This is a genomic window from Flavobacterium sp., assembly GCF_041911335.1.
GTDB lineage: Bacteria > Bacteroidota > Bacteroidia > Flavobacteriales > Flavobacteriaceae > Flavobacterium.
Genome location: NZ_JAYRPD010000054.1, coordinates 12,039 through 25,601, shown reverse-complemented (window position 1 = coordinate 25,601; position 13,563 = coordinate 12,039). Strand labels below are relative to the sequence as shown.

The following is a 13,563-nucleotide window of genomic DNA, read 5'->3' as shown; positions in this document are numbered from 1 at the left end:
TGTATGTTTTGAGAAAACTAATGTTATCTCATAATATTATAGTACTTCTGAAATCTTATAACGTTCTTCGTTGTTTTTGGTTCTTAGGATGATTTCACCTAAAAATCCAGCTAAAAATAATTGTGTTCCAATTAACATCGCAGTTAGCGATAAATAGAATTGCGGTCTTTCAGTAATTAATCTTCCTGTTGTGTTGATGAATAATTTATCGATTCCTAAGTAGAATGCGAATAAAAATCCAATCACAAACATAATGGAGCCTAATAATCCGAAAAGATGCATTGGTCGCTTACCAAAGGTTGAAAGAAACCAAATGGTAATTAAATCCAAAAATCCATTGATAAAACGGCTCATTCCAAATTTAGAACTTCCGTATTTTCTAGCTTGATGAATCACGACTTTTTCACCGATTTTTCCAAATCCGGCATTTTTTGCTAAAACAGGAATGTAACGGTGCATTTCACCTGAAACTTCAATGTTTTTGATAACGATATTTTTATAGGCTTTTAATCCACAGTTGAAATCATTCAATTTGACTCCCGAAGTTTTTCGAGCGGCCCAATTGAATAATTTAGAAGGAATGTTTTTGGCAACAACCGAATCATAACGTTTTTTCTTCCATCCTGAAATCAAATCATAATTATCTTCGGTAATTAAACGGAATAATTCTGGAATTTCATCTGGACTATCTTGTAAATCAGCATCCATTGTAATTATAACATCACCTTTTGCTTTGGCAAAACCGGCATGTAAAGCTTGCGATTTTCCATAATTTCTTAGAAAACGGATTCCTTTTACATTCGGATTTTCGAGAGATAAATTTTGAATAACATTCCAAGAAGCATCGGTACTACCATCATCAACAAAAAGGATTTCATAGGAATAGTTATGCGCTTGCATTACTTTCACAATCCAATTGTGTAATTCAGGTAACGATTCTTGCTCGTTTAATAATGGGATAACTATGGATAAGTTCATTGATTTAGAATACAGGTTGATTTTTTTTGAAGATTGCGGCTAAAATTAAATTCATTAGAGAGGATAATAAAAAAGCAATCAACGTTCCTTGTAGGATATTTAAGATTGAAAAATTATCTGTCTCAGCAATTTTTTTCAAATCTTCGCTAGATACTTTCATGAAACTTTTCATGGCATTCTGTGCAATAATTTGTTGCTCATTCATAAATTCATTCATTGCTCTACCATATTCAACATCAATGAAATTATTAAGTGCAAAAGTAAAAAATTGAGAAATTAAAATACCAATTGTTACAGTTATTGTTAAAGTGGTAAACAAATCTTTTAAGGATATAAATCCATTAAATTCTTTTTTTGTTTTATTACATTGTACTATTCTTGTAATCAAAAAAGCTAACCAAAAAATAAATTGAAGTACTGAATTTAATACAGCATTTTCTTTAGATATACCACCCATAGCGTATACTATCATTTGAGAAGTAATACCTAATACACCTAAAATAATCCCAAAGTTAATTCCGTTTTTTTTGATAATTTCGTTCATAGTTTGTTTTGGTTTAATTAATTTACAAATATAAGAATTCTAATCGTTGTAAGATTAGAGTTTAAAAATAAAAAAAAGTTACAGAAACATTGGTAAATTAAAAATTAAATGTAATTTTGCACTCTCAAATAAAAAGTTTATAAACCAAAAGGTTATAAGTTGTTTACACCTTTATAAAATTAAAGCCGCGAAACAAATTATAATCGCTTAATAAAAAGATTTACAAAATGAAAAAAGGTATTCACCCAGAAAATTACAGATTAGTTGCATTCAAAGACATGTCAAATGAAGATGTTTTTATCACTAAATCTACAGTAGAAACTAAAGAAACTATTACTCACGAAGGTGTTGAGTATCCAGTTTTCAAAATGGAGATTTCTAGAACGTCTCACCCTTTTTACACAGGTAAATCTAAACTTATTGATACTGCAGGTCGTATCGATAAATTCAACAGCAAATACGCTAAAAAAGCTAAATAATTTTTCGCTTTTTCAAAATAGAGAAAAGCTTCACTTAGGTGAGGCTTTTTTTATTGCCTAAATCTTCCTACTTTTGAGTATTGTTTTAAACAATTCATCACCTTAACAATTCAACATAATGAACTATATACTTTTTGACGGAACCGTTCGCAATGCCTTACTTCCATTTACTTTTACGCGTCCAGTAGCTGATATTCGTATCGGAATTTTAACTATTCGCGAAAAGTGGGAAAAATATTTAGGCTATACTACCACCACGCTTACCGAAGAATATCTAATGGAAAAATATCCAATGGTAGAAATGGAAGAAAACATCATGATAAACGCTTCGTTTTTACCCAATCCGATTTTAATTGATATGGTTCAAAATCTGAATCCAAAAGAAGCGATTCTTTTTGGAGAAGAAATTATCGCTTTTCATACACACGATACGCAAGAAGATATCGATTTTGATGAATATGAGTTGATTGAATACGAAGGTGATGTTTTACGAATTGAAAATACTTGGGATATTTTTGCAAAGAACGATGCTGCTATTCGTGAAGATTTCGAACTGTTAACCGAAGATAGATTTTCGCAGCCGATTCCAAAAAGCGTCAACGTAATTGCTCCAGAAAATATTTTCATTGAAGAAGGAGCGAAGCTAGAATTTGTAACTTTAAACGCTTCAACAGGTCCAATTTACATTGGTAAAAATGCCGAAATCATGGAAGGTTCGGTTATTCGTGGTCCTTTCGCTTTGTGTGAAGAAGCGCAAGTAAAATTAGCGACAAAAGTCTACGGAGCAACAACTGTTGGGCCGCATTGTCGTATTGGTGGAGAAGTAAATAACTCGGTTTTATTCGGGTATTCTAATAAAGGTCATGATGGATTTTTAGGAAATTCCGTTTTAGGAGAATGGTGTAACATTGGTGCCGATTCTAATAATTCCAACTTAAAAAACAACTACGAAGAAGTGCGTTTGTGGAGTTATGAAACCGAAGGTTTTGCTCGTACAGGTTTGCAATTCTGCGGATTAATGATGGGCGATCACAGTAAATGTGGTATCAACACGATGTTTAATACAGGAACGGTTGTTGGAGTTTCAACGAATATTTTTGGATCTGGATTTCCTAGAAATTTTGTACCAAGTTTTTCATGGGGAGGCGCATCAGGATTCACCACTTACATCACTAAAAAAGCTTTCGAAACCGCTAAAATTGTAATGAGTCGACGTCACGTAGAATTCACAGAACAAGACGCGAAAATTTTAGAACATGTTTTTGAGGAAACGAAAAAATATAGAAAAGAATAATGAGTTTACCGCAGATTCGCAGATTTTTTAAAAATACAGATAATTTTAAATCGGCGAATCTGTGGTTTATTTTACTTATATTTTAATATCACAAAATTTGTGGTTAAATTTGCACTCTCAATTTTTTGACAACGATTTCATTAATTGAGTTTTACTTATGGAAAACAAGAAAAAAGTCGCATTTTACACTTTAGGATGCAAATTGAACTTCTCAGAAACGTCTACTATTGCACGTGATTTTCAAAATGAAGGTTTTGAACGTGTTGATTTCGAAGAAATTGCGGATATTTATGTAATCAATACGTGTTCGGTTACTGATAATGCGGACAAACAATTCAAGCAGATTGTTAAAAAAGCAATGAAGCTGAATGATAAAGCATTTGTTGCCGCAGTAGGTTGTTATGCCCAATTAAAACCAGAAGAATTAGCTGCAGTTGATGGTGTGGATTTGGTTTTAGGTGCGACAGAAAAATTCAAAATCACCGATTATATTAATGACTTGTCGAAAAACGACATGGGTGAAGTTCATTCATGCGAAATCGAAGAAGCCGATTTTTATGTAGGAAGTTATTCGATTGGAGACAGAACTCGTGCTTTCTTAAAAGTACAGGACGGTTGTGATTATAAATGTACTTATTGTACGATTCCGTTAGCTCGAGGAATTTCTCGAAGTGATGCATTAGAAAATGTATTGAAAAATGCCAAAGAAATTTCGGAACAAGGCATCAAAGAAATCGTGTTAACTGGTGTAAATATTGGTGATTACGGAAAAGGAGAATTCGGAAATAAAAAACACGAACATACTTTCTTAGATTTAGTAAAAGCATTAGATGAAGTAGAAGGAATCGAACGTTTGCGAATTTCTTCCATCGAACCTAATTTATTGAAAAACGAAACGATTGAATTCGTATCGAAAAGCCGAACATTTGTACCACATTTTCATATTCCATTACAATCGGGTTCAAACGATATTTTGAAAAAAATGAAGCGTCGTTATTTGCGCGAAGTCTATACAGAACGTGTAGCTAAAATTCGTGAAATAATGCCTCATGCTTGTATTGGGGTTGATGTGATTGTTGGATTTCCAGGAGAAACGGATGAGCATTTTTTAGAAACGTATCATTTCTTAAATGATTTAGATATTTCCTATTTACACGTATTTACTTATTCAGAAAGAGATAACACTGAAGCGGTTGAAATGGATGGAGTAGTGCCAATGAACGTACGTTCGAAAAGAAGTAAAATGTTACGCGGACTTTCAGTTAAGAAAAGAAGAGCGTTTTATGAAAGTCAAATTGGAAGCAACAGAACGGTTTTATTCGAAAGCGAAAATAAAGAAGGCTACATTCACGGATTTACCGAAAATTACGTAAAAGTAAAAACACCTTGGAATCCAGAATTAGTCAATACGTTGCACGAAATTAATCTAACCAAGATTGACGAAGACGGAAGCGTAAGAATGGAATTTTTAAACGTAGAAGCATAAAAAAAATCCCAAGTTTAATAGACTTGGGATTTTTCTTAGAATTAAATCTTAATTCCAGGAGGCAACATTTCTTGAAATTTTCGATTCTTTCTAAAGAAACTGATAAATTTTGCGTGTGTTGGAACTACTTTTAATTTTCGTTCTTGTGCCAATTCTAAAACGGTTTTGATAAATTCGTTGTGTAACTCTTCATTTTCGTTATTATTGCTGCAAAATTTAGTCAAAAACAACTTGCGTTCTTGAATAGAATATTCGATTGAAACCAATCCAGTTTCCGTAATAATTTCAAATTGTCTTAAAAGTTCATTATCTTTGATTTCCATGATGCCTTTCAATTAAGGTGCAAATTTACGAAACTTTTTTAAAATAATGGTAATGAGTAAGATTCCAATTTATTTTATGCCTGGCTTGGCTGCAAGTCCAACTATTTTCGAGAATATAAAATTACCAGAAGACCAATTTGAAATGCATTTTTTGGAATGGTTTTTGCCTCATGAAAAAGAAAGTATCGAAAGTTATGCACTTCGAATGACAGAGAAAATTCAGGATGAAAATCCGGTTTTAGTTGGCGTTTCTTTTGGAGGTGTTTTGGTTCAGGAAATGGCAAAGCAAATGAAAGTTCGTAAAGTAATTATCATTTCAAGTGTAAAATCCAATGCTGAATTTCCACCGCGTTTTAAAGTAGCTAAAGCGACAAAAGCATATAAGTTAATTCCAACCCAACTTTTAGCTGATATTGAAAAATTGGTTAAATATGCATTTGGAGATAATATTGTAGCGAAACGATTAAAGTTATACGAAAAATATTTATCGGTTCGAGATAAGCACTATTTGGATTGGGCTATTGAAACTATTTTGTGTTGGAAACAAAAAGAAGTAAACGAAGCGGTTGTTCATATTCATGGTGATGCGGATGAGGTTTTTCCAATCAAAAACATCGAAAAATGTATTGTTGTAAAAGGCGGGACTCACATCATGATTATTAATAAGTTCAAGTGGTTGAATGAAAATTTACCTAAATTAATTTTAAACGATTAAAAAAATGAAAAAGCATATGAAGAAGATAGTGATTTTAGGAACGGTTGCTCTTTTAGCAAGTTTTCTAATTTATGGAGTAGTTTCAGATGATATGAAATATTCGCCAGTAGGTTATAGTTTAAAAATGGACTTTTCAGGTGAAGAAGTGCCAACATTCATGGCTGATGTTCAGGAGCGTTTGGATAAAGAAATGATTACCAATATGAATTATCATACGAATACTACTTTGGTTATTAAACGTGCGAATAAAGTGTTTCCGATAATTGAACCTATTTTAGCTAAATACGGAGTTCCAGATGATTTTAAATATTTAGCGGTAATTGAAAGTAGTTTGGTGAATGCGGTTTCTCCAGCAGGAGCAAGAGGCGTTTGGCAATTTATGCCAGCAACCGCTAAAGAAAAAGGAATGGAAGTAAGTGATGAGGTAGACGAACGCTATCATTTAGAAAAATCTACCGAAGCAGCTTGTAAATATTTATTAAGCGCGAAAGAAAAATTTGGTTCTTGGACATTGGCGGCAGCTTCTTATAACGGAGGAATGAACGGAATTGCAAAAAAAATGGAAGAGCAACATGTAGACAATTATTACGATTTGTTACTTACCGAAGAAACTTCTCGTTATGTTTTCCGAATTTTAGCTTTGAAAGAAATCATGAAAAATTCAGACAAGTATGGTTTTTCAATACCAAAAGAAGCTTTGTATTATACTATTCCAACCAAAAAAATAGTAGTTGATTCTTCGATTACGGATTTAGCAAAGTTTGCTAAAACGCAAGGCGTGAATTATAAAATTTTAAAAATTCACAATCCTTGGTTACGCGATAAAAAACTAACCAACAATTCAAGAAAAAAATATGAAATCGAAATCCCAACTTCAGGATATCACAAACAATAAGCGCCCAATGGATGTTCAAATTGTTTTATCTTTAGTTTTAATCGGTGTCTTAGCCGGAATCTTGAGTGGCTTAGTTGGAGTGGGTGGAGGTGTTGTTATGGTGCCTTTGTTGGTTTTGCTTCTTGGATTTAATCAACATCAAGCGCAAGGAACTAGTTTAGCAGTTTTAGTAGTTCCTGTTACAGCAGTCGCTGTTTACACTTATCATAAAGAAGGTTTTATAGATTGGCGTTATGTTGGGATAATCGCGATATTCTTTGTTGTTGGAGGTTATTTTGGAAGCAAAATTGCCGTTGGGTTAGATCAAAAAATGCTAAAAAAAGTATTTGGATTTATTCTGTTATTAATCGCAGGAAAGATGTTACTCGGAAAATAAAAAACCATACAGAAATCGATATTTTTTTAAGAGGATAGAGTAGAATTTAAATGACTCAAAACGGTGTTTTTCTGTATGGTTGAATTAGTGCTAAATTAATTAAATACGTAATCAGAGTTTATTCTGTAAGTATTTTTTTCTTTTGAAAAACCACTATAACTTTTAATCTTTTCATGTTTATTTAATAGATTTTTTAAAAGTTGGAATTTCCCCTTTTCCATCTTTTTAGAATAAATCTTTTCATAAAAATTATAGTGGATATTTAATTTTAGGGGAATTTTTACTTTTTACTTAGCTAAACTATGAAAAAGAAATATTCAAATCTAAAAAACTCGTTAAAGGAAATATTAACTCGATAAAAAACAAAAAGCACCTAAAAAAGGTGCTTTTGTGTATTGAAAATGAATAAATTACATTTTTTTCATTTGCTCTTTCATCATTTTAATTTGATCTTTTAGCATGTTATGTTTGTCTAACTTCTTTGCTTCATTTAGCAAATTAGTAGCTTCTATTTTTCTTCTTCTGGTCATGGCAATTCCTGCTAACTGTAACTTAGCTAAAGCTAAATCTTGATCCATCGATAAACCAAGAGCGATTGCTTTTTTGAAATATTTTTCAGCTTCGATTAAGTTCGTTTGCGAAACCATTAAGCCGTGTAAGTAATTGAAATAACCTTGTTGTTTTTTTACTAAAGCGGCTTCAGGGTTCTTAATATAAGACAACCATTTTTGAGCTCCAGGAAAATCTTGCTTTCTTAATTTTAAAAAGGCTAGTAAAATGAATTCGTTTTTAAAGTATAAGAAAATAAAAATGGAAGAAAATAAGATTAAAAAGATTCCATTACCAATGTTATTTTCTGTGAATTGATAAATTCCGAAAGCAATAACTAAAGCTGCTAAAACTAATTTGATATTTTTGTGAAACATGTTGTAATTTTTTGTTGAGTGCAAAGGTAATAAAATCAATTAAAAATATTTTTAAAAAAGTATTTGCGAATGAAAAAAGTCTTTGTATATTTGCACTCGGTTTTCAGGATAGGAAACCTATGAGTTTAAAAAAAGATTTTTATTTATAGATTTTAAAAAATACTACAATGAGTAAGAGAACGTTTCAACCATCAAAAAGAAAAAGAAGAAATAAGCACGGTTTCATGGATAGAATGGCTTCTGCTAATGGAAGAAAAGTGCTTGCTCGTAGAAGAGCTAAAGGAAGACATAAGTTAACTGTTTCTTGCGAACCAAGACACAAAAAATAATGTTTTAGCTTAAAACAATATATCAGCCGTTACTTTTATTAGTAGCGGCTTTTTTTTAAACTGTTTATAAAATTTGAATAAGTTTTAAAGTGCTTTTTAGTGCAACCCTTTGAAAATTAGTAATTTTATAATCGCAATATAACTACAACCCACAACAACAAAACAACAACACAATGCCTAAAGACACCACAATCAAATCGGTTTTAATTATTGGATCTGGACCTATTGTTATTGGTCAAGCTTGCGAATTTGACTACGCAGGTTCTCAATCAGCGCGTTCATTAAGAGAAGAAGGAATTGAAGTTATCTTAATTAACTCTAATCCAGCAACCATTATGACCGACCCAACCATGGCCGATCATGTTTACTTAAAACCGCTTACCACAAAATCCATCATCGAAATCTTAAAAGCGCATCCACAAATTGATGCTGTTTTACCAACAATGGGCGGACAAACGGCACTTAATTTAGCAATTGAAGCAGATGAAAAAGGAATTTGGAAAGATTTCGGAGTGCGATTAATAGGTGTAGATATCAATGCCATCAACATCACCGAAGATAGAGAACAATTCAAAAACTTATTAAATAAAATTGGAATTCCGCAAGCGCCTGCTAAAACTGCTAATTCTTTCTTACAAGGAAAAGAAATTGCTCAGGAATTTGGGTTTCCATTGGTAATCCGTCCTTCGTTTACATTAGGAGGAACAGGAGCAGCAATTGTTTACAAAAAAGAAGATTTTGATGGTGCTTTAACTTACGGTTTAGAAGCATCACCAATTCACGAAGTCTTGATTGATAAGGCTTTAATGGGTTGGAAAGAATACGAATTAGAACTTTTACGCGACAGTAACGACAACGTTGTGATTATCTGTACGATTGAAAATATGGACCCAATGGGAATTCATACTGGAGATTCGATTACAGTAGCACCAGCGATGACATTATCAGATACAACGTTCCAAAAAATGCGTGATATGGCGATTTTAATGATGCGCTCTATCGGAAATTTTGCTGGAGGTTGTAACGTACAATTTGCGGTTTCGCCTGACGATAAAGAAGATATTGTAGCAATTGAAATCAATCCTCGTGTATCGCGTTCTTCGGCATTAGCTTCAAAAGCAACGGGATATCCAATTGCAAAAATCGCAACGAAATTAGCTTTAGGATATAACTTAGACGAATTACAAAACCAAATTACAAAATCAACTTCGGCTTTATTTGAACCTACGTTAGATTATGTAATCGTAAAAATACCAAGATGGAACTTCGATAAGTTTGAAGGTTCTGATAGAACATTAGGGCTTCAAATGAAATCGGTAGGAGAAGTTATGGGAATTGGACGTTCGTTCCAAGAAGCGCTTCACAAGGCTACTCAGTCGCTTGAAATCAAACGCAATGGGTTAGGAGCAGACGGAAAAGGTTACAAAAACTACGAACAAATTATCGAGAAATTAACTTTCGCGAGTTGGGACAGAGTTTTCGTAATCTATGATGCTATTGCGATGGGAATTCCGTTAAGTAGAATTCATGAGATTACGAAAATCGACATGTGGTTCTTGAAACAATATGAAGAATTATTCCATTTAGAGAAAGAAATTTCGAATTATAAAGTAGATACATTACCAAGAGAGTTGCTTTTAGAAGCAAAACAGAAAGGATACGGAGACCGTCAAATTGCCCACATGATGGGTTGTTTGGAAAGTCAAGTACACAAATTGCGTGAAGAGCAAAACATCAAACGTGTTTACAAATTAGTAGATACTTGTGCTGCCGAATTTAAAGCGGTAACACCTTATTTCTACTCAACTTTTGAGGCCGAAATTGAAAAGGCTGACGGAACAAAATACGTTCACAACGAAAGTACCGTTACCGATAAGAAAAAAGTAGTGGTTCTAGGTTCTGGACCAAATAGAATTGGACAAGGAATTGAGTTCGATTATTCTTGTGTTCACGGAGTTTTAGCTGCGAAAGAATGTGGTTACGAAACCATCATGATTAACTGTAATCCAGAAACGGTTTCTACCGATTTTGATACGGCAGATAAATTATATTTCGAGCCTGTTTTTTGGGAACACATATATGATATCATCCAACACGAAAAACCAGAAGGTGTAATTGTTCAGTTAGGTGGACAAACGGCTTTAAAATTAGCAGAAAAATTAGCCAAATACGGAATCAAAATCATCGGAACTTCTTTTGATGCTTTAGATTTAGCAGAAGATAGAGGAAGATTCTCAGAATTGTTAACCGAATTAAATATTCCTTTCCCAAGATTTGGAGTAGCTGAAAATGCAGAAGAAGCTGTAAAATTAGCTGATACGTTAGATTTTCCACTTTTGGTAAGACCATCTTATGTATTAGGAGGTCAAGGCATGAAAATTGTCATCAACAAACAAGAGTTAGAGGAACACGTTATCGAAATTTTAAAACATATTCCAAATAACAAATTACTGTTAGACCATTATTTAGATGGTGCTATCGAAGCAGAAGCAGATGCAATTTGCGATGCGGATGGAAATGTTTACATCATAGGAATTATGGAACATATCGAGCCTTGTGGAGTGCACTCAGGGGATAGTAATGCAACTTTACCACCGTTTAACTTAGGTGAGTTTGTAATGCAACAAATCAAAGATCATACTAAGAAAATTGCGGTAGCATTAAAAACGGTTGGTTTAATCAACATCCAGTTTGCGATAAAGGACGATACGGTTTATATCATTGAGGCGAATCCAAGAGCTTCTCGTACAGTTCCATTTATTGCAAAAGCGTATGGCGAACCTTATGTGAATTATGCGACAAAAGTAATGTTAGGTCACAACAAAGTAACCGATTTTACTTTCAACCCACAATTAAAAGGGTATGCGATTAAGCAACCGGTATTCTCTTTCAGTAAGTTTCCAAATGTAAATAAAGCATTAGGACCAGAAATGAAATCAACTGGAGAAAGCATCTTGTTTATTGATGATTTAAAAGATGATCAATTCTACGATTTGTATTCAAGAAGAAAAATGTACTTAACGAAGTAATTAATAAAAAAAAGAAAATCCCAATCAAAAGATTGGGATTTTTTATTTTTTCTAAGGAATACAATGCTGCACAATATTGATGCTTCACTTGATAAATTACCATCTGAAAACAAAAAAGCCTCAAATTAAGAGGGCACTAATCAAAATAGTCGATGTTTTTCAGTGCCCTCGCCTAAACTCGGGATTTCATTTTTAATGTTCTTTAATTTTATCTAAAGTCGTATCTAAAACACGTTGCATTTTTTCTAAAGCTTCATAAAACGCTTTTTCTGGGCTATCGGCTGTTGCGGTAACAGCTATGGGTTGTTTTTTTTCTACTCGGGCTTCAATTACACATTTTTTATCGTTTGGAGTGGATTTATTTCCATTTTCGTCAGAGACGTGTACTTCTATTCGGGTTACGATTTCGTCAAATCTTGCTAATTCATTTTTAATTTCGTTACTAAAGAATTCTGAAAAACGGCTTCCGCCTTCAATGTTTTTGTCGGTGTGAATTTGAACTAACATAGTTATAAGGATTATAATTAATAATACCTAAAGTTACGAATATTCGCTCCATTTTCCAACTTCCTAAAAGTTAAAAAAGCTATAAATTAATCTTGCGTATATTCTAAAATATCGCCCGGCTGACAATCCAACACTTTGCAAATGGCTTCCAGCGTACTGAAACGTATGGCTTTTGCCTTTCCGGTTTTTAAAATAGATAAATTAGCCAACGTAATATCCACCTTTTCCGAAAGTTCGTTGAGCGACATTTTGCGTTTCGCCATCATCACATCTAAGTTTACTACTATTGCCATAATTTACACTGTTAATTCGTTTTCTTCCTGAAGTTCGATACCGCGTTTGAAAATTTGAGCAATCACCAAAAGCGTAATTCCCATGAACAACCAAACATCGCCACCCGCAATTTTTAAATGCTGAATAGACGGAATAGTAACGCCTTGTTTTACCATGTTTTCTGAAAAGTTGGTTCCCCAAATAGCAAAAATGGCGATACCTAAAGTCAAATAAGCCACGCTAAAAATAAAACGATTGACATCTTTGTTAAAGGGTTGGGCTAAATTTAATTTTTTATCGTGAATGATTTTGATAATCAAATAAAACAGTATGGCTTTTAAAACCGCCACAATACTCATTAACGAGGTTAACGTCACAAAATGACTTTGGTTAAATTGATACAAGGAAGACAAATCGATATGGTTCCAAAAATACGATGAACCTATCGGATTAATGAACAAGGTAAAAAAGGTGTTTACGAGAAATCCACCGGCATCAATACCAAGTCCAATAAAGATAATCCAAGCCAATACATACAATACATTTAGCATCTGTTGTGCACTAATTTTAATTTCCATAGAAGTAAATATTAAAAGTTAACGATGCAAATGTCAATAAAAATTTATTGAAAAACAATAAATATTTAATTTTTTTTGATAAATTTTTATTGATACAATATACTTTAGGCAAAATCACTATCAATGTGAGCTATGAAAAGTGTAACGCTTAAACTTAAAATATCGAAAAATAAATCTATGTAGCTATGTGTTTAATTCCGTAAAATCTGCGCTTGAAAATCCGTGTTATCCGCGTTCCTAATAAGTGCAACGCTTATTTAATGACCAAATCATATTTCTTCAACAATCCAGCTAAATTTTCAGTAGAAAAAATAGCACGTTTTAGTTTGTTTTTTTCTGGGTCGATGATGAAATCATAACTGGTTGAAAAATCGGTTTTGTTGGCGGTTGTTCCAATGAAAACAGCGTGACGTAAATTGCAGTTGTCGAACATTGCTTCTGATAAATCACTTTCCATAAAATCAACGGCAATCATACTACAATTGATGAATTGCATTTTCTTTAATTTCAAACTATAGAATTGCGCATAATCTAGTAAACTATCTTTGAAGTGAAATTCATATAGAATTTGGTCCGTCATCGCAAAGTTTACAGCAGTAAAATCACATTTCGTAAACCAAACATCACGCAACGAAATATGATTGATTTTTGTTCCTTTAAAATTGCAATCCAAGAAATTGCAATCAATAAAAGTAACGGCAACAAAAAAACAAGAAGTAAAATCACAATTTGTAAACGTGCAATTCTCGTATTCTTTGTATTTGAAATCATTTTCTGAAAAGGTAATGTCAGAAAAATTTTGGTCAATAATGTAATCTGCGTGCATAAATA

The 13,563-nt window shown here is 32.8% G+C and carries 16 protein-coding genes; 8 read left to right on the top strand and 8 right to left on the bottom strand.

The window, feature by feature from the left end; all coding sequences use genetic code 11:
* Positions 1 to 36 precede the first annotated feature (36 nt).
* Both ACE3PD_RS09250 and ACE3PD_RS09245 read right to left on the bottom strand, forming a co-directional pair.
* Positions 37 to 978 (bottom strand): glycosyltransferase family 2 protein, encoded by a 942-nt coding sequence (locus ACE3PD_RS09250; protein WP_374401729.1) that lies wholly within the window; start codon positions 976 to 978, stop codon positions 37 to 39.
* 4 nt (positions 979 to 982) lie between these two features.
* On the bottom strand, positions 983 to 1,522 hold the full coding sequence (locus ACE3PD_RS09245) for a DUF4199 domain-containing protein (protein ID WP_374401727.1): 540 nt from the start codon (positions 1,520 to 1,522) through the stop codon (positions 983 to 985).
* Positions 1,523 to 1,749: 227 nt separating this feature from the next.
* On the opposite strand from ACE3PD_RS09245, the gene ACE3PD_RS09240 reads away from it, so the two are divergent.
* From ACE3PD_RS09240 to mtaB, 3 genes are all read left to right on the top strand, one after another.
* Positions 1,750 to 2,001: a type B 50S ribosomal protein L31 gene (locus ACE3PD_RS09240; protein ID WP_026724762.1), complete on the top strand. Its 252-nt coding sequence runs from the start codon at positions 1,750 to 1,752 to the stop codon at positions 1,999 to 2,001.
* 118 nt (positions 2,002 to 2,119) lie between these two features.
* Positions 2,120 to 3,295 (top strand): GlmU family protein, encoded by a 1,176-nt coding sequence (locus ACE3PD_RS09235; RefSeq protein WP_374401725.1) that lies wholly within the window; start codon positions 2,120 to 2,122, stop codon positions 3,293 to 3,295.
* 157 nt (positions 3,296 to 3,452) lie between these two features.
* Entirely contained in the window at positions 3,453 to 4,781 is a 1,329-nt protein-coding gene (gene mtaB / locus ACE3PD_RS09230; RefSeq protein WP_374401723.1) for a tRNA (N(6)-L-threonylcarbamoyladenosine(37)-C(2))-methylthiotransferase MtaB, read from the top strand.
* A 41-nt stretch (positions 4,782 to 4,822) separates the two neighbouring features.
* Here the strand turns inward: mtaB and ACE3PD_RS09225 are convergent, their stop codons facing one another.
* Positions 4,823 to 5,104 carry an N-acetyltransferase gene (locus tag ACE3PD_RS09225; protein WP_374401719.1) on the bottom strand — a complete coding sequence of 94 codons (282 nt, stop codon included), beginning with the start codon at positions 5,102 to 5,104 and terminating at the stop codon, positions 4,823 to 4,825.
* Positions 5,105 to 5,156: 52 nt separating this feature from the next.
* Here ACE3PD_RS09225 and ACE3PD_RS09220 point away from each other — a divergent pair, with 52 nt between their 5' ends.
* From ACE3PD_RS09220 to ACE3PD_RS09210, 3 genes are read left to right on the top strand one after another with little or no spacing between them, the layout of a single operon-like run.
* On the top strand, positions 5,157 to 5,819 hold the full coding sequence (locus ACE3PD_RS09220) for an alpha/beta hydrolase (RefSeq protein WP_374401717.1): 663 nt from the start codon (positions 5,157 to 5,159) through the stop codon (positions 5,817 to 5,819).
* Positions 5,820 to 5,823: 4 nt separating this feature from the next.
* On the top strand, positions 5,824 to 6,714 hold the full coding sequence (locus ACE3PD_RS09215; protein ID WP_374401715.1) for a lytic transglycosylase domain-containing protein: 891 nt from the start codon (positions 5,824 to 5,826) through the stop codon (positions 6,712 to 6,714).
* A gap of 7 nt (positions 6,715 to 6,721) precedes the next feature.
* Entirely contained in the window at positions 6,722 to 7,090 is a 369-nt protein-coding gene (locus ACE3PD_RS09210; RefSeq protein ID WP_374401761.1) for a TSUP family transporter, read from the top strand.
* Positions 7,091 to 7,500: 410 nt separating this feature from the next.
* Here the strand turns inward: ACE3PD_RS09210 and ACE3PD_RS09205 are convergent, their stop codons facing one another.
* Positions 7,501 to 8,016, bottom strand: a complete 516-nt coding sequence (locus tag ACE3PD_RS09205) for a DUF2892 domain-containing protein (protein WP_374401713.1) — start codon at positions 8,014 to 8,016, stop codon at positions 7,501 to 7,503.
* A gap of 167 nt (positions 8,017 to 8,183) precedes the next feature.
* On the opposite strand from ACE3PD_RS09205, the gene rpmH reads away from it, so the two are divergent.
* Positions 8,184 to 8,345, top strand: coding sequence for a 50S ribosomal protein L34 (gene rpmH, locus ACE3PD_RS09200; protein WP_007136275.1), 162 nt, complete (start codon positions 8,184 to 8,186; stop codon positions 8,343 to 8,345).
* Between the two features lie 173 nt (positions 8,346 to 8,518).
* The gene (gene carB / locus ACE3PD_RS09195) at positions 8,519 to 11,374 is read left to right on the top strand and encodes a carbamoyl-phosphate synthase large subunit (protein ID WP_374401709.1); all 2,856 of its coding nucleotides are present in this window, start codon (positions 8,519 to 8,521) and stop codon (positions 11,372 to 11,374) included.
* A 192-nt stretch (positions 11,375 to 11,566) separates the two neighbouring features.
* Here carB and ACE3PD_RS09190 read toward each other — a convergent pair whose 3' ends face one another.
* The 4 genes from ACE3PD_RS09190 to ACE3PD_RS09175 form a co-directional block, all read right to left on the bottom strand.
* Entirely contained in the window at positions 11,567 to 11,881 is a 315-nt protein-coding gene (locus ACE3PD_RS09190) for an HPF/RaiA family ribosome-associated protein (RefSeq protein WP_194096025.1), read from the bottom strand.
* An 86-nt stretch (positions 11,882 to 11,967) separates the two neighbouring features.
* Positions 11,968 to 12,174, bottom strand: a complete 207-nt coding sequence (locus tag ACE3PD_RS09185) for a helix-turn-helix transcriptional regulator (protein WP_111565455.1) — start codon at positions 12,172 to 12,174, stop codon at positions 11,968 to 11,970.
* Positions 12,175 to 12,177: 3 nt separating this feature from the next.
* On the bottom strand, positions 12,178 to 12,732 hold the full coding sequence (locus ACE3PD_RS09180) for a DUF2975 domain-containing protein (RefSeq protein WP_194096027.1): 555 nt from the start codon (positions 12,730 to 12,732) through the stop codon (positions 12,178 to 12,180).
* Positions 12,733 to 12,985: 253 nt separating this feature from the next.
* Complete coding sequence (locus ACE3PD_RS09175) at positions 12,986 to 13,558, bottom strand: pentapeptide repeat-containing protein (protein WP_374401706.1); 573 nt, start codon at positions 13,556 to 13,558, stop codon at positions 12,986 to 12,988.
* Positions 13,559 to 13,563: the final 5 nt, after the last annotated feature.